This window comes from Paraburkholderia sp. 22099 (genome assembly GCF_052045835.1).
Lineage (GTDB): Bacteria > Pseudomonadota > Gammaproteobacteria > Burkholderiales > Burkholderiaceae > Paraburkholderia > Paraburkholderia terricola.
Genome location: NZ_JBQEPU010000006.1, coordinates 106,917 through 122,773, shown reverse-complemented (window position 1 = coordinate 122,773; position 15,857 = coordinate 106,917). Strand labels below are relative to the sequence as shown.

General features: G+C 63.8%; 11 protein-coding genes. 4 read left to right on the top strand and 7 right to left on the bottom strand.

What is annotated here, in order from left to right:
• Nucleotides 1-64: 64 nt before the first annotated feature.
• The 5 genes from ACTJLC_RS08135 to mnmC all read right to left on the bottom strand — a co-directional run bounded on the left by ACTJLC_RS08135 (nt 65) and on the right by mnmC (nt 7,327).
• Nucleotides 65-778 (bottom strand): glutamine amidotransferase, encoded by a 714-nt coding sequence (locus tag ACTJLC_RS08135; protein ID WP_310131147.1) that lies wholly within the window; start codon nt 776-778, stop codon nt 65-67.
• 128 nt (nt 779-906) lie between these two features.
• Complete coding sequence (locus ACTJLC_RS08130; protein WP_073427870.1) at nt 907-1,545, bottom strand: MarR family winged helix-turn-helix transcriptional regulator; 639 nt, start codon at nt 1,543-1,545, stop codon at nt 907-909.
• A 532-nt stretch (nt 1,546-2,077) separates the two neighbouring features.
• Entirely contained in the window at nt 2,078-3,193 is a 1,116-nt protein-coding gene (locus tag ACTJLC_RS08125) for a YbdK family carboxylate-amine ligase (protein WP_073427871.1), read from the bottom strand.
• A 125-nt stretch (nt 3,194-3,318) separates the two neighbouring features.
• Nucleotides 3,319-4,524, bottom strand: coding sequence for a cation:proton antiporter (locus ACTJLC_RS08120; protein WP_073427932.1), 1,206 nt, complete (start codon nt 4,522-4,524; stop codon nt 3,319-3,321).
• An 826-nt stretch (nt 4,525-5,350) separates the two neighbouring features.
• Nucleotides 5,351-7,327, bottom strand: coding sequence for a bifunctional tRNA (5-methylaminomethyl-2-thiouridine)(34)-methyltransferase MnmD/FAD-dependent 5-carboxymethylaminomethyl-2-thiouridine(34) oxidoreductase MnmC (gene mnmC / locus ACTJLC_RS08115; protein ID WP_310131459.1), 1,977 nt, complete (start codon nt 7,325-7,327; stop codon nt 5,351-5,353).
• A gap of 415 nt (nt 7,328-7,742) precedes the next feature.
• Between mnmC and ACTJLC_RS08110 the strand changes: the two genes are divergently transcribed.
• Nucleotides 7,743-8,021 (top strand): HU family DNA-binding protein, encoded by a 279-nt coding sequence (locus ACTJLC_RS08110; RefSeq protein ID WP_006050811.1) that lies wholly within the window; start codon nt 7,743-7,745, stop codon nt 8,019-8,021.
• Between the two features lie 127 nt (nt 8,022-8,148).
• Here the strand turns inward: ACTJLC_RS08110 and ACTJLC_RS08105 are convergent, their stop codons facing one another.
• Nucleotides 8,149-9,459, bottom strand: a complete 1,311-nt coding sequence (locus ACTJLC_RS08105; protein ID WP_440843539.1) for a GTP-binding protein — start codon at nt 9,457-9,459, stop codon at nt 8,149-8,151.
• A gap of 240 nt (nt 9,460-9,699) precedes the next feature.
• Nucleotides 9,700-10,146 (bottom strand): lytic transglycosylase domain-containing protein, encoded by a 447-nt coding sequence (locus ACTJLC_RS08100; protein WP_310131140.1) that lies wholly within the window; start codon nt 10,144-10,146, stop codon nt 9,700-9,702.
• 513 nt (nt 10,147-10,659) lie between these two features.
• Here ACTJLC_RS08100 and gspD point away from each other — a divergent pair.
• From gspD to gspF, 3 genes are read left to right on the top strand one after another with little or no spacing between them, the layout of a single operon-like run.
• The gene (gene gspD, locus ACTJLC_RS08095) at nt 10,660-13,032 is read left to right on the top strand and encodes a type II secretion system secretin GspD (RefSeq protein WP_440843536.1); all 2,373 of its coding nucleotides are present in this window, start codon (nt 10,660-10,662) and stop codon (nt 13,030-13,032) included.
• Nucleotides 13,029-14,579, top strand: a complete 1,551-nt coding sequence (gene gspE / locus ACTJLC_RS08090; protein ID WP_073427875.1) for a type II secretion system ATPase GspE — start codon at nt 13,029-13,031, stop codon at nt 14,577-14,579. The genes gspD and gspE overlap by 4 nt, the downstream gene beginning before the upstream one ends.
• Before the next feature lie 4 nt (nt 14,580-14,583).
• Complete coding sequence (gene gspF, locus ACTJLC_RS08085; protein WP_073427876.1) at nt 14,584-15,801, top strand: type II secretion system inner membrane protein GspF; 1,218 nt, start codon at nt 14,584-14,586, stop codon at nt 15,799-15,801.
• Nucleotides 15,802-15,857: the final 56 nt, after the last annotated feature.

Here is a 15,857-nt window from a genome sequence, read left to right as displayed (position 1 = left end):
CCAGTAAGAACCCGAGAGCGGTCGAGCATAGCATCGCGAGTGATTTACTGCAGTCAAGCCCTGGTCAGGGTGTCGCCTCGACCTGATCGAGCCATTCGCCGAACATGCGGCGCGCGGCGGCTTCCAGCGCCGGACCAAGACGCGCGGTCTCGGCGCGCAACTGACGGGCATCGATACCGTGACCGGCAATCTCGCCGGCATTGCCGATCAGCCAGGGCTCGAAGCGGTCGGCACGAATCTCCGGGTGACATTGCAGACCCAGAACGTGATCGCCAAAGGCGAACGCCTGGTTCTCGCAGGCCGGCGTCGAAGCAAGCCGCGTGGCGCCGTCAGGTAAATCGAAGGTGTCGCCGTGCCAATGCAACATGGACGTGTGCGCCCCATCCAGATGACGCACCGGCGAAGCGCGGCCCGCCTCGGTGAGGGTGAGCGGCGTCCAGCCGAGTTCCGTATGGCCTGCGGAATAGACGCGCGCGCCGAGCGCGCGCGCGATCAATTGAGCGCCGAGGCAGATGCCGAGCGTCGGCAAACCGGCCGCGATGCGTTTTTCGATCTTGGACAGCAGTGGCCCGAGTGTCGGGTAAAGCGCGTCGTCGGTTGCGCTGATCGGACCGCCCAGCACCACCATCAACGACGCGGCAACCGGGTCGGGCGCCTCGATACGTGCGAAGCCGACGTCGAGATAGCGGACCGGGCGACCGCGCTCGCCGAGCACCAGCTCGAGACTGCCCAGATCCTCGAAGTACACGTGCCGAATGGCCAGAACTTCGCGATTCATCGGCTGCCCACCTTCAGATTGACTAAGGACTTGCCGCTATGCGGCGCTCGAACGGCTGGCGGTCGGCATGTGCGCCGACCGCCGTAGCCGGCTTGGCAGTGTAGCGGATTGTCGTGAAAGAAGCCGCCTTATTGGGCGTAGATCTTCCACGTCTTTTTCTGGGTGGCGGCGTCGGCAGTTTCATGCACCGAGCAATCGAGGCGCACATCCGTATCCGACAGCTTCAGGTCGAGCAGCGCGCAGTAATGCGGCGTCTTCTTCGGATTCTTGCTCGGCTCGAAGTGCGCGCAGCTCAGGCACATGCGGTGCGGCGGAATGGTGCCTTGCGCTTCCAGTTGATGAACGGTTTTCAGCAGCGTGCGATAGAACATGGTCTGCTCGTCGTCGCGCAGCGTGCCGACCGCCTTGGCCAAAAAGTCCGGCCATTGCGCGGCGCGCTTGGCGGCCGTGCGGCCACGCGCCGTCAGGCGAACCGCGAGTGCGCGGCCGTCGTCGAGCGCGCGGCGCTTTTCGACCAGACCCTTGCCTTCGAGCGTGCTCACCGCATCGCTGGTGGTCGCGGCGGTCAGCGCCGTTTCACGCGCGATCTCGCCCAGGCGCATCGGACCCTTGCGCTGCATCAACAAGACCAGGATCTCGCCCTGAGTCGGCGTGAGACCCGCGCCTTCGGCCCATTCCCAAGCCTGGCTTCGCATCGCCGTGCTCAATCGCAATAGGCTGTGGGTCACCCGCCCGGTCGCCTGTTCTCCGTATACGCCTTCGCTCATAATCTTCGATTGGTTTATTTACAGCCCTCGTGCAGGATCGGCGACCGTTCTGCCGACCGTGCCCGTAGCCTTTGTGGGGTAGCCTCGTCCCAGTCGCGGGCGAGACCGTTTCGACTATCTCAAAAATTTACCGCCTGACTGGCCAAGGCGGCGAAAACGACATTCTATGCGAGAGCGGCGAATCGTACAGCTAACTTATCCAACGCGATCTGTGGATAACCGCGGGAAAACACGGGGACGACCTGTGCACCGATTCTTGATAAGCCGGCTGACCGCGCTGCCCGTCTCTGAGTTGTCCTCGCGTCGCGGCATCGGCCCACCTTCGATCAGCCCGGTTATGGTTTACGTAGTGTCTTGACTTTGAACGACATTGGTCAGTTGTCCACAGGCGGATGCGATGCTTGTTAACTATTACTACTTTTGTATACGGGATTTCTAAAAACCCTTAAGCGCGCCGATCTGGAAAATAAATTACGGAAAAAAACCCGCTCGAGGCGGGTTTCCTTACGAATTCCCCGCAACGCGGGTCGAGCTAAGCGCGCCATTGCAGACACTGCTGCCGAACGGCTTCATGCAAGGACTTTTCCCGATCGACGACGCCGCGCAACCACGTCGCATCGTTCACCTGATTGCGAGCGATCGCGCCGATTTCGGCGAGCGCCTTGCCCGAACCCAATGCTTCGGCGTGCGGTGCGATCAGATCGAGCGTTTCGAGAATGTCTTCGGAGATCGTCTTGCGTTCACCCGTTTGCGGATTGATGCAGGTGCCGGCAAGCCCGAAACGGCATGCCTCGAAACGGTTGAACGTGTAGACGAGGTAATCGTCCTCGCGGGGCGTGATCGGTTTGTCGAGCAACAGATGGCGCGCCAGCGTCTGGATGTAGCAGGCAATCGCCGCGGCGCGATCCACCGAGAACGGCGTGTCCATCACGCGGACTTCGATCGTGCCGAAGCCCGGCTTCGGCCGGATGTCCCAGTAGAAATCCTTCATGCTGTTGACGACACCCGTGTGCACCATCTTCGAGAAATATTCCTCGAAGCTGTCCCACGTCAGCACGAACGGCGCACGGCCCGACAGCGGAAACGCGAACACGGAGTTCAGGCGCGCCGAATGAAAACCGGTATCCACGCCCTGCACGAACGGCGACGAGGCGGACAACGCGATGAAATGCGGAATGAAGCGCGACATCGAATGCAGCAGGTAGAGCGCGCTGTTCGGATCCGGGCAGCCAATGTGCACATGCTGGCCGAACACCGTGAATTGCTTGGCAAGATAGCCATACAACTCGGAAAGGTACTGGAAGCGCGGCGTGTCGACGATCTGCCGTTCGCTCCATTGCTGGAAAGCGTGCGTGCCGCCGCCGCACAACCCCACGTTCAGGCGGTCCGCCGCGGAAACCAGCGTGTCGCGAATCTTGCGCAAATCGGCGACGGCCTGTTCATGCGTCGTGCAAATGCCGGTCGACAACTCGATCATGCTTTCGGTGATTTCCGGCGTGATGTTGCCCGGAATCTTTTCGTCCTTGATGAGCCGCATCAGATCGGAGCCGGCTCGGGTCAGATCGTAGTCGTGCGTATTGACGATTTGCATCTCGAGTTCGACGCCGAATGTGAACGGTTTCGAATCGATGAAGGGTTCGAGTGACATGGCGTCCCCTGGGTCGGATCGGCCCGGTATGTGTCAGATGCCCGGCCGATTTTGAATCGAATAAGTTGGATCAGGCGCGTCGGGCCCGAACAGCGCACCGCGCGCTGACGTGCCTTTAGATACGCCTACTCTTCGCGCCGTTCGGCCACGAGCGCGAGGCTGCGATACACGAGCCACGGCCCGAGAATCTGCAGCACGAAAATCGAACACATCACGATGGCCCGCAACTGCGGATCGAAATTCGGATAAAGGTTGTAGGTGTCGTCGACTAGCAGATAAGCCAGCGCCGACATCGGCGACAAGGACAAACCGAGCGCCATGCCCTGCTTCCAGTTCAAGCCGCTCGGCCTGGCGAACGCGAGGACGCCGACCAGTTTCGCGACGAGGCGCGCAACAATCAGACCCAGCGCCGCGACACCGCCGAGCGCGATGTGTTTCCATTCGAACGACGTGAGCGTCAGCACGAACAGAATCACGGTCAGGAGCCAGCCGGCCGTGCCGAAATGCTGCGGCCACAACTGCGGGCGCGCTTCGTGATTCTTGACGATGATGCCGGCGGCCAGCAGCGCGAGAATCGTCGACAGCTTGAACAGATGCGCGAGTGCGATCGCCAGCAGCACGAGGCCGAACAGCGCGACGAACGAATGCTCGTCCTGCATGCTCAGCCGCCGATAAAAGAACGTGCAGGTGCGCGCGAGCAGATAGGCGAGCACGAGCGAGCCGACCAGCAGATACAGCGGCTGCAGAATGGTGGCGAAAACGTTGCCGTAGACCTCCTGATGCAGCCAGCTCGACACGAGCTTTTCGATCACCACCGCATACATGCTGTTGAGCGCGGTGAGCGTCAACAGACGCTGGGTGACCTGGCCTTCCGCGCGCAATTCGGTCTTGAGCTGAATCACCATCGCGGGCGAAGTCGCCATGGCGATCGCCGCGAGCACGGTCGCCACCATCAGCGGCACGTTGAGGAACAGCAAGACCGGCAAAACCAGTGCAAAAGTAAGCGTGGCTTCGGCGACGCTCGACAGGATCAGCCAGGGATTGCGACGGATCCAGCGCAGATCGAGCCGGCTGCCGAGTTCGAACAGCAGCAAACCGAGCGCGACATCGAGCAATGGCCGCGCGGCGCTCGCGGAATCCGAGTCGATCACGCCCGAACCCGCCGCGCCGGCTATCAAACCAATGACCGCATACCCGGAAATGCGCGGCAAACGCCACGCGCGATAGCAAAGTTCACCGCACAGACCCGCGGCGAGCAAAGCCAGGCCAGCCCAAAAAATGGCGTCGGGTGCGAGAGGCCAGGCCGGAAAAAATGAAAACGCCGACTTCATCGTGATGGGTTCTCCTTTGCAGCAACGGCGGACGACACGAACCGGCGCAAACACCGGCGAGCGAGTGGCGCGTGAGGCGCTCACTATCGCGATCGCTTCGCGTGACCAGCGTTGCGAGTTTTCAACGATCGGATGATCGGAACGCGCCGCGGCCGCAGGGAGCTCGGCGCGTTCGGGGGTGCGGCCGCAGCAACCGGCACGGCACGGTGAAAGGAAGCCGTCGACTTGAATCAGATTCTGATTGACCGGCACCGTTCCGTGGTTGCGTGTGCCGTTCGAGGCGAGGCACGACGCGGAAAAGAACGGCGATTGTGCCATAGCTTTTTCTGCCTTGACCGAAAAGACACGAACGCGCCGTCAAAACGGTAAAAACGCACCTTATCTTCATGATGCCAGGAAAAAGCGACCGTTTTATGGCCGTGATTCGATCGCGATAGCGGATAACGAACCGTCGCGGGACCTCGCATCGGCGCGTTCACACAGCAGGGGCCGTGCCGCGGATTTTTGAAGGCCTTGCTCATGCCGAATGTCTTCGGCTGCCCTAGGCCTTTCTGTTTACAGGTTTACTGTATGTATACGTAGTAACAGTTAACAAGCTGCCTCGGTTTCTGTGGATAACCCATTTTTACCGAAGCAAATCATGAGCTTGCCGACGGCATAACCGGATGCACAGCATGTGAGGGAACAGCCGGGACTCAAGGGTAACTTTCGGCGATTTTCGACGGCGGTCAAGTTACCCCGTTTACGTCCACAACGGTTCCACACGAGTTGCGCCGGTAAACCACCTGCTTATCCACATCCCGCGGTGGATAAGTCCCGCGCGCGGTTAACCTACGACCCCTTGACGCAATGCCCGCAAAAGGAAGCGGGCGGGATCGATGTCCTCGGCCAGATCGCGTTCGAGCGGCCACGGCTCGCCTTCGATCTGCGAAGCGATCAGTTCCGCGCCGAGCGCGGCCCACACGAGCCCGCGCGACCCATAGGCGAACGCGCCGTACAAGCCCTGGCTACGCGGCAGGTCGAGCGGCCATGCGCCACGCAGTTGCCGCGCGTCGAGCGCAGCCTGCGCTTCATCGGCGAGATTGCCGATCATCGGCATGCGGTCGCTGGTGACGCAGCGGAACGCGACCCGTCCGGCGAACTCGGCCGACTGAGCGTTTCTGGCCTCGCCGGCGACGCCCGCGAAGGACGGCAGCATGAGCGCCACGCGCTCGAGGTTTTCCAGATGACCGCCCGCGCGCAGCAGCGTATGCGGATCGTCGAGTTCGTAGGTGGCGCCGGTCAGCGTGACGCCGTTTGCGAGCGGCACCGCGTAGCCTTCCCCGATCACCGGCACCTCGAGTCGCGGCACAGTGCCGGCCGGCAGCAAGGTCAACTGGCCGCGAATGCTGCGCGTCGGCGCATACCGCAAACCGGCGATGCGCGCGGCATCGTGGGCGCTCGCCACCACCACTACCGGCGCGCGGGCGACGGCTTGGCCCGCTGTGTCGAACACCGTCCATTGATCGCCGGAGCGCTCGATGCGCGCGACGTCGACGCCGAAGCGCCGGTCCAGCAAGCCGCCCGCCGCGGCGCATTGCGCGGCGCACAGCGACGCGGGGTCGATCCAGCCGCCGTGCGGAAAGAACCAGCCGCCGCGCGCGAGGGGCACGCCGGCGAGCCTGTGCGCTTCGCTCGAGCCGACCGGCGTCACGTACTCGGACGGATAACCGAACGCGGCGATCGCCTCGCTGATCGAGCGGGCTTCTTCGTCGTCCGTGGCGATTTGCAACAAGCCCCGGCCGCCGCGCAACGGCTGGTGACCCAACCGTTCGAGCGCGGCCCAGCGCCCAAGCGTGTACAGAAAGCCGGCACGCGTCACGCGCGAGGCGACGCTGTCGTCGCGCGAGATCATCGGATGGAAAACACCGGCCGGATTACCCGACGCATCTTGCGCGACCGATGCATGCCGTTCCAGCGAGGTAACGCGCCAGCCGCGCGCCGCGAGCCGTTCGATGACCGCGCAACCGGCGAGCCCCGCGCCGATCACGACCGCATGCCGTTCGTGGACTGCGAGCGGCGCGGGCGGCTCATGGCGGCGCACGCGCCAGCGCGGCGCGAAGTGGCCGGCCAGCATCGCCCGTTTCCAGCCGAAGCCGTCGATTTTTTGGTACACAAAGCCGCATTGCGTCAGCGCGCGCTTGACTTCGCCGGCGCTGCTATAGGTGGCGAAAGTGGCGCCCTCGCCCGCCACGCGCGCGAGCGCCTTGAAGATCGCGGGGGCCCAGAGCTCGGGATTCCTGGCTGGCGCAAAGCCGTCGAGGTAAAACGCGTCGGCGCGCAGCCTCAAGGCTGGCAGCGTCTGTAGCGCGTCGCCGAACACGAGCGTGAGGACGACCTGGCCGCCCTCGAATTCGAGCCGATGCGTGCCGGGCACGAGCATCGGCCATGCGCTCGCAAGCGTGTCGGCCAGCGCCGCGATCGACGGATCGGAAACGGTGGCCGCATACACGCTGCGCAAGTCGGCGAGCGTAAACGGATGTTTTTCGGTCGACACGAAGTGCAGCCGCTCGCAGCGTGACGGATCGGCACGCCACGTGGCCCAGGTCGTCAGAAAGTTGATGCCCATGCCGAAGCCTGTCTCGAGCACCGTGAAAACGCGGCGGTCGCGCCACCGCTCAGGCAGCGAGTTGCCGCGCAGGAAAACGTGGTGAGCCTGTTCGAGACCGCCGACGGCGCTGTGATAGATATCGTCGTAAAACGGGGAAAAAGGCGTGCCGTTGTCGCGAAACGCGAGGACGGCGGGGATCAGCGGATCGGTCATGCGCGGCGAAAAATGACGCTCGAAAGAGCGGATCAAACGTTACCGCCAGCGCGGGCAGCTCGCCGGACGGCGAAAAAGACGCGCCGAACGTTGGCAAAAACCAACGTCAAGCCCCGTCCATGCTGGGTTTCAGCCCTCGGTTGGCGCCCTCGAACAGCAAAAAGAGCGGTTTCCTTGCTGTCACGGCCCTGGAACCGCTGAAATCTTCGAAACCCTTATCCTGATTGGGTTTGCGCTGCGCTATCATAGCAAGCGCCGCGAAGGGAGCGGCAGCACGGCCGACGGACGGTTATCTGTCCGGCGCTATTGGTCCGGACGGGATCCGGAGCCGCAGCTGCTCGACGGCGCGGCCCGCGCACGTATAATCGGCGCGTTCGCGCTGTTCGTATCAACCTAAACTCAGAAAGGAACCTTAATGAACAAACAGGAACTGATCGACGCCGTCGCAGGACAGACGGGCGCCAGCAAGGCTCAAACCGGTGAGACGCTGGACACGTTGCTTGAAGTGATCAAGAAGTCCGTGTCGAAGGGCGACGCGGTCCAGTTGATCGGCTTCGGCAGCTTTGGTTCGGGCAAGCGCGCAGCACGTACGGGTCGTAATCCCAAGACCGGCGAGACCATCAAGATCCCGGCAGCCAAGACCGTCAAGTTCACGGCTGGCAAGGCGTTCAAGGACGCAGTCAACAAGCGCTAAGCAGATTACTGCCTGGCAGTTGACACCCGCCAACGGCGGGTTTTTTTTCGTCCGCAAGCTTTGCGCGGAATGGATTGGCCGCGACGCCTCGCACGGCTAATCAGCGGCGACGGCGCGTCAGCAGCGCCTAGTCATGACGATGCACGATTTCGCCGTGGCCATGCCCGTCGTGGTCGTGGTCATGATGGTCGTGATCGTCTTCGTCGAAGTCCCACGCCGGGAACGGATCGGTGAACTGCTGCCAACCTTGCGGCCCCAGCGCGTATTCGTCGTCGGTCAGCAGGCAGGCGTCGAACTTCGCGGTCCACACGGCCGGATCGATGCCCACGCCGATCATCACCAGTTCCTGGCGACGATCGCCGATCGTCAGATCGTCCGGGTCGCCGTACCAGTTCGCGGCGATTTCGGCGGCCAGTTCGTCGTCGCCCTCCGGCCATTCGGCGCGGTCCTGAGCCGCCCACCACATGCCCGCCGGACCATGCCGGCAAGCGCCGCCCGCCTGCGACAGCGAACCGGCGATGTCGTTGCGCGTGGCGAGCCAGAAGAAGCCCTTGCTGCGCAACACGCCCTTCCACTCCTGATGCAGCAGCGCCCACAGGCGCTCCGGGTGAAACGGCCGGCGTGCCCGGTAAATGAAATTGCCGATGCCGAATTCGTCGGCTTCACCGTGGTGAGCATGGCCGTGCTCGTGGTCATGCTCATGGTCGAGCGACGCGAGCCAGCCCGGCGCGCTCGACGCTTCGTCGAAATCGAAACGGCCGGTGTTCAGCACCTCGGCAAGCGGCACTTCGCCGAACCGGCTCACCACTTGCACCGCGCGCGGGTTGATGCGGGCAAGAATGCGTTGCAGGCGGGTGAGTTCGTCGGCGCTGACCAGGTCGGCCTTGTTCACCACCAGCACGTCGCAGAATTCGATCTGCTCGACCAGCAACTCGACCAGCGTGCGATCGTCCTCGTCGGTCGCGGCGATGCCGCGCTCGGCGAGCGCGTCGGCCGAACCGTAGTCGCGCAGGAAGTTGAACGCGTCGACCACCGTCACCATCGTATCGAGCCGGGCGACGTCGGAGAGCGACGCGCCGTCATCGTCGACGAACGTGAAGGTTTCGGCGATCGGCATCGGCTCGGCCACGCCGGTCGACTCGATCAGGATCGCGTCGAAGCGTTTTTCCGCCGCGAGACGCTTGATCTCGACCAGCAGATCGTCGCGCAGCGTGCAGCAGATGCAGCCGTTCGACAGTTCGACGAGTTGCTCCTCGACGTGCGACAAGGCGGCGGCATCGCGCACGAGGGTGGCGTCGATATTGACCGCGGCGAGGTCGTTGACGATCACGGCCACGCGCAAACCGGCCCGGTTCGCGAGGATGTGATTCAGGAGCGTGGTCTTGCCGGCGCCCAGAAAACCGGAGAGCACGGTGACGGGCAATAGCGGCTGGTTCATCGCGGTACGGAACAAACAAGAGGATTGAAAGGCGTGCCGGGCTTGGGGCCGCGTGACTGCAATGACAGACGGGCCTCGACGGCGGCACGAAGCCGCATTGTGCATCAAACGGGCAGCACCCGCGTGACGGAGCGGATCGGAAAGTCGGCGCGGACCACGCTCAGGAGCCCGAGGCCGAGCGCTTGCGCGAGGAAAAATCAATGAGCGCGGCGCGGGTCAGCGCGCCAGCGGAAAAACCGCTCAGCGCGCAGCCGGCATCAGATTCCACTTGCGCAGGATCGCGGCGATCTGCTGCGCATACTTGTCGCGTAGCGCCGGCGTCTCGGAGTGGTATGCGCCGATTGCCTGCCAGGTGTTGCCGTATTTGTTCATCTGGCGGCGCAGATGCCATGCAGCGATATAAACGTTCTTGCAAGGCTCCATCAGCGTGCCTTGCGAGATGCCGTACTGAGCCAGCGTGGGCAGGTGAATCGAATTGATCTGCATAACGCCGTAGTCGGTCGAACCGTTGGCGTTCTTATGGCGCGCGTCCGGCCGGTTGTGCGACTCCTGCCAGGCAATTGCACGAAGGATCAGCGGATTGACCTTCTGATATTTGGCCGCCTCGTCGAAGCAATCGGCGCGTGCCTGCCCTGCTGCGGCTAGCACGGCAAGTCCTGCGGCGACGGTGACCAGGGTGCGTCTCATCAGTCAAGATCACTAAACAAAAAGGCAAGAATAAAGTTTGCGAGGGCGATTCATCGGCCATACTTCAGTCACTGAAAGCCGCCGAGGCTTACGGGCCGGGGTTGCCGCGCATCGGGGAAACCCCGCATCGGCAAGATGCAACCGGCGACTCGAACGGCTCGTATCATACCGGCAGGTCTTGGGGCGTCAAGTTAGCTAACCGACATAAGACGGCGAAAAAGACGTGCTTTTGCTGCTCGCCTCAGCGCAAACTGTTGACATTCAATAGGTTGATTACCGGCGGTGGTCCTTCCAGGAATGGCACCGCGGAGTTTTGTTGTGACAAATCCGACATGAAAAACTGTTACTGTTCTTTTTTTTCGGACATCGGATGGCCGGCATCCGGGGCGGTGATCGCCTTTGAAGCTGGCTGGCAGACCGACAGGGCGGCGGCCTGCTCCTATGTCCGCACAGCGTGACCGTCGGCAGCCACGGCTGCCGACATCAATACCCTATTCCATGAAAAGAAATCGTATGGCTTTGCGTCGCATCGCAACGGCGCTGCTGGTGGTTGGACTGATCACCGCGCAGACAGCACAGGCGCAGGTGACACTCAATTTCGTGAACGCGGACATCGACCAGGTGGCGAAGGCGATCGGCGCGGCAACGGGCAAAACGATCATCGTCGACCCTCGCGTGAAGGGTCAACTGAACCTCGTGTCGGAAAATGCGGTACCTGAGGATCAGGCGCTGAAGACTCTCCAGTCGGCTTTGCGCATGCAGGGCTTCGCGCTGGTGCAGGACCACGGCGTGTTGAAAGTCGTGCCCGAGGCCGACGCCAAGCTGCAGGGTGTGCCGACCTATGTCGGCAATACGCCCAGTGCGCGCGGCGACCAGGTGGTCACGCAGGTGTTCGTGCTGAAGAACGAATCGGCCAACAACCTGCTGCCGGTGCTGCGTCCGTTGATCTCGCCGAACAACACCGTGGCCGCTTACCCGGCCAACAATACGATCGTCGTCACCGATTACGCCGACAACGTACGCCGCATCGCGCAGATCATCGCAGGCGTGGATACGGCCGCGGGCCAGTCGGTGTCGGTCGTCCAGTTGAAGAACGCGAACGCGCTCGACATCGCCACGCAATTGAACAAGATGCTCGACCCGGGCGCGATCGGCAGTACCGACGCGACGCTGAAGGTATCGATCACCGCTGATCCGCGCACCAACTCGCTGCTGATCCGCGCGTCGAACGGTGCGCGTCTCGCCGCGGCGAAAGCGCTCGCCAAACAGCTCGATTCGCCGACCACCATGCCCGGCAACATGCACGTCGTGCCGCTGCGCAACGCGGAGGCGACGAAGCTTGCGAAGACCTTGCGCGGGATGCTCGGCAAGGGAGGCGACACCGGCTCGTCGAGCGGCTCGAACGAAGCGAACGCCTTCAACCAGGGCGGCGGCGGGGGCGGCGGCGGTGGCCTGGGCGGCAACTCGACCGGCACCTCGGGCACGCCTCCGCTGCCCGGCGGCGGGCTCGGCAGCAGCTCGATGTCGTCGTCAATGGGCGGCGGTGGCGGCGGCGGCGGCGGCGCATACGGCGCGGGCGGCGGTTCGGCGTCCGGCGGCCTGTTCGGCAGCGATAAGGAAAAGAGCGACGACAATCAGCCAGGCGGCATGATCCAGGCGGATTCAGCAACGAACTCGCTGATCATCACGGCGTCCGAGCCGGTGTATCGCAACCTGCGGGCGGTGATCGAGCAGCTCGACGCACGCCGCGCCCAGGTCTACATCGAGGCGCTGATCGTCGAACTCAACTCGAACACGAGCGGCAATCTCGGCATTCAGTGGCAAGTCGCGAACAATTCCGTATTCGCCGGCACCAATCTCGCCACCGGCTCCGGCAACAGCATCGTCAATCTGACGGCGGGCGCCGCCACGGCCGCGACCGGCGGTCTCGCCTCGGCGCTCGCAACCCAGGGGCTACAGCAGGGCCTCAACGTCGGCTGGATTCACAACATTTTCGGCGTGCAGGGTCTCGGCGCGCTGCTGCAGGCGCTGTCGCAAACCGCCGACGCGAACGTGCTGTCCACGCCTAACCTAATCACGCTGGACAACGAGGAAGCGAAGATCGTCGTCGGTACGAACGTGCCGATCCAGACGGGCTCGTATTCGAACCTGACGAGCGCCACCGCGACCTCGGCGTTCAATACCTTCGACCGCGTCGACGTCGGTCTGACGCTGCACATCAAGCCGCAGATCACCGATGGCGGGATTCTCAAGCTGCAGCTCTACACGGAAGACTCGGCGATCGTGAACGGCACGACCAACGCGGTGACCAACCCCGCCGGCCCGCAGTTCACCAAGCGTTCGATCCAATCGACGGTGCTCGCCGATAACGGCGAGATCATCGTGCTGGGCGGCCTGATGCAGGACAACTACCAGGTCAGCAACAGCAAGGTGCCGCTGCTGGGCGATATTCCGTGGATCGGCCAATTATTCCGCTCGGAACAGAAGACCCGCCAGAAGACGAATTTGATGGTGTTCCTGCGCCCGGTGATCATCAACGATCGCGATACCGCGCAGGCTGTGACCTCGAACCGTTACGACTATATTCAAGGCGTGCAAGGCGCATACAAGTCGGACAATAACGTGATGAAGGACAAGGACGACCCGGTGGTTCCGCCCATGCCGACCGGTCCCAGCCAGGGCGGCTCGCCCGCGATGAACCTGTTCGATCTCGACCAGATGCGTCGTCAGCAGCTAGCGCCGCAGCAGCAGCCGCAGCCTCAGTCGCAGCCGCAGCCGCGCTCGTCGACGCAGCCAGGCGTCGCCCCCCTGACAAACGGCGGCGCGGTGCAGTCCAACCCCGTGACGGTCGCGCCGTCCACCGCATCGCCAGGAGTTCAGCCGTGAGCACGCCGTCCACGCCGCCGTCATCCGCAAAGTCGCCTGCATCGGCGCGCGCTGCGACGGTTGCGCCCCCGGCGATGACCGAGCAAGCCGAGCGCGCGGCGCCCTCGGGGATTGCCGCACGCCTCGTCCCTTACGGCTTTGCCCGCAGCGGCCAGATCCTGGTCGCGCATCAGCATGCCGACAGTCTCGAAGTCTGGATCAGCGAGCGCACCAACGACGCCGCGCTCGCGGAAGTCGCGCGCAACTTCGGCGCGTTGTCGGTCACGCGTTTGCCCGCCGACGAGCTCGCGCAGGCGATCAACCAGGCGTATGCGCGTCACGATGGCAGCGCCGCGCAAGTGGTCGGCGAAGTGGAAGGCGAAGTCGATCTGTCGCGCCTGATGCAGGACATTCCCGAGGTCGAGGATCTGCTCGAGTCGGAAGACGATGCGCCGATCATCCGCATGATCAACGCGCTGCTCACGCAAGCCGCGCGCGAGCAGGCGTCGGATATTCACATCGAGCCGTTCGAGACTTCTTCCGTGGTGCGTTTTCGGGTCGACGGCACGCTGCGCGACGTCGTGCGGCCGAAGAAAGCGCTGCACGGCGCGCTGATCTCGCGGATCAAGATCATGGCGCAGCTCGACATCGCGGAAAAGCGTCTGCCGCAAGACGGCCGTATCACGCTGCGCGTGGGCGGCCGTCCGGTCGACGTGCGCGTGTCGACGCTGCCCACCGGGCACGGCGAGCGCGCGGTGCTGCGTCTGCTGGAAAAAGACGCGTCGCGTCTGAACCTCGAAGCGCTCGGCATGGGGCCGGATACGCTCGTCAAGTTCGACAAGCTGATCGGCAAGCCGCACGGCATCGTGCTTGTGACCGGCCCGACCGGTTCGGGCAAGACGACCACGCTGTACGCGTCGATGTCGCGGCTCGAAACCGCGACCACCAACATCATGACGGTGGAAGACCCGATCGAATACGACCTGTCGGGCATCGGCCAGACGCAGGTCAACGAGCGGATCGGCATGACGTTCGCGCGGGCGCTGCGCTCGATTCTGCGGCAGGACCCGGACATCATCATGATCGGTGAAATCCGCGACCTCGAAACCGCGCAGATCGCGGTGCAGGCGTCGCTGACCGGCCACCTCGTTCTGGCAACGCTGCATACGAACGACGCGGCATCGGCGGTAACGCGTTTGACCGACATGGGCGTGGAGCCGTATCTGCTGGCGTCGTCGCTGCTCGGCGTGCTGGCGCAGCGGCTCGTGCGCCGCCTGTGCCCGGTGTGCCGCGAGGAGCGCGTCGAGGAAGACGGCCGCGTGCATTGGCATCCGGTGGGTTGCGACAAGTGCGGCCAGTCCGGCTACACGGGCCGCCGCGGCGTGTACGAACTGCTGCTGATCGACGACGAGATCCGCACGCTGGTTCACCGCAATGCGTCCGACGCCGAGATTCTCACCGCCGGCCGTGCGCAAGGCATGCGCACGCTGCGTGAGGATGCGGACCGCTGGCTCGCCTCCGGGCTCACGTCGCTCGAGGAAGTCATCCGCGTGACGGGCGGAGCATAAGCGCATGCCGGCATTTCGTTTCGAGGCGATCGACGCGGCGGGCAAGGCGCAAAAAGGCGTGCTCGACGCAGATAGCGCGCGCGGCGCGCGGACCAATCTGCGCTCGCAAGGACTCACGCCGCTCGTCGTCGAACCCGCGGCGACGCGCACGCGCGGCGAGCGCAATCAACGCTTGTCGCTCGGGCGGCGCCTGTCGCAGCGCGAGCAGGCGATTCTCACGCGGCAACTCGCGAGCCTGCTGATCGCCGGCTTGCCGCTCGACGAAGCCCTTGCGGTGCTTACCGAGCAATCGGAGCGCGACTACATTCGCGAGCTGATGGCGTCGATTCGCGCGGAAGTGCTCGGCGGCCATTCGCTGGCCAATGCGCTGACGCAGCATCCGAAAGACTTCCCCGAGATTTATCGCGCGCTGGTGGCGGCCGGCGAGCACACCGGCAAGCTGGGTCTCGTGCTTTCGCGCCTCGCCGACTACATCGAGCAACGCAACGCGCTCAAGCAGAAGATCGTGCTCGCCTTCACGTATCCGGCGATCGTCACGCTGATTGCCTTCGGCATCGTCACGTTTCTGCTGAGCTACGTGGTGCCGCAAGTGGTGAACGTGTTCGCCAGCACCAAGCAGCAACTGCCCTTCCTCACCGTCATGATGATGGCGCTGTCGGGCTTCGTGCGGCACTGGTGGTGGGCGCTGATGATCGGGGTGGCCGTGCTGGTGTATCTGGTGCGCTCGATCCTGAAGCAGCCGGGCCCGCGCCTCGCGTTCGACCGCTGGCTTCTGACGGCGCCGCTGCTCGGCAAACTCGTGCGTGGCTATAACACGGTGCGTTTCGCGAGCACGCTGGGCATTCTGACGGCGGCGGGCGTGCCGATTTTGCGCGCGCTGCAAGCGGCGGCCGAAACGCTCAGCAACAACGCGATGCGCGGCAACATCGACGACGCGATCGTGCGCGTGCGCGAAGGCACGTCGCTATCGCGCGCGCTCGGCAATACGAAGACGTTTCCGCCGGTGCTGGTTCACCTGATCCGCTCGGGCGAAGCGACCGGCGACGTCACCACCATGCTCGACCGCGCGGCCGACGGCGAAGCCCGCGAACTGGAGCGCCGCACAATGTTCCTCACGAGCCTGCTCGAGCCGCTGCTGATTCTGGCGATGGGGGGCGTGGTGCTGGTGATCGTGCTGGCGGTGATGCTGCCGATCATCGAGTTGAACAACCTGGTGCAGTAGCGTGGAAGTTTGGTCGGATCGCGCGGTGGCCGCGCAATCCGGTGAAGCCGGTCAGG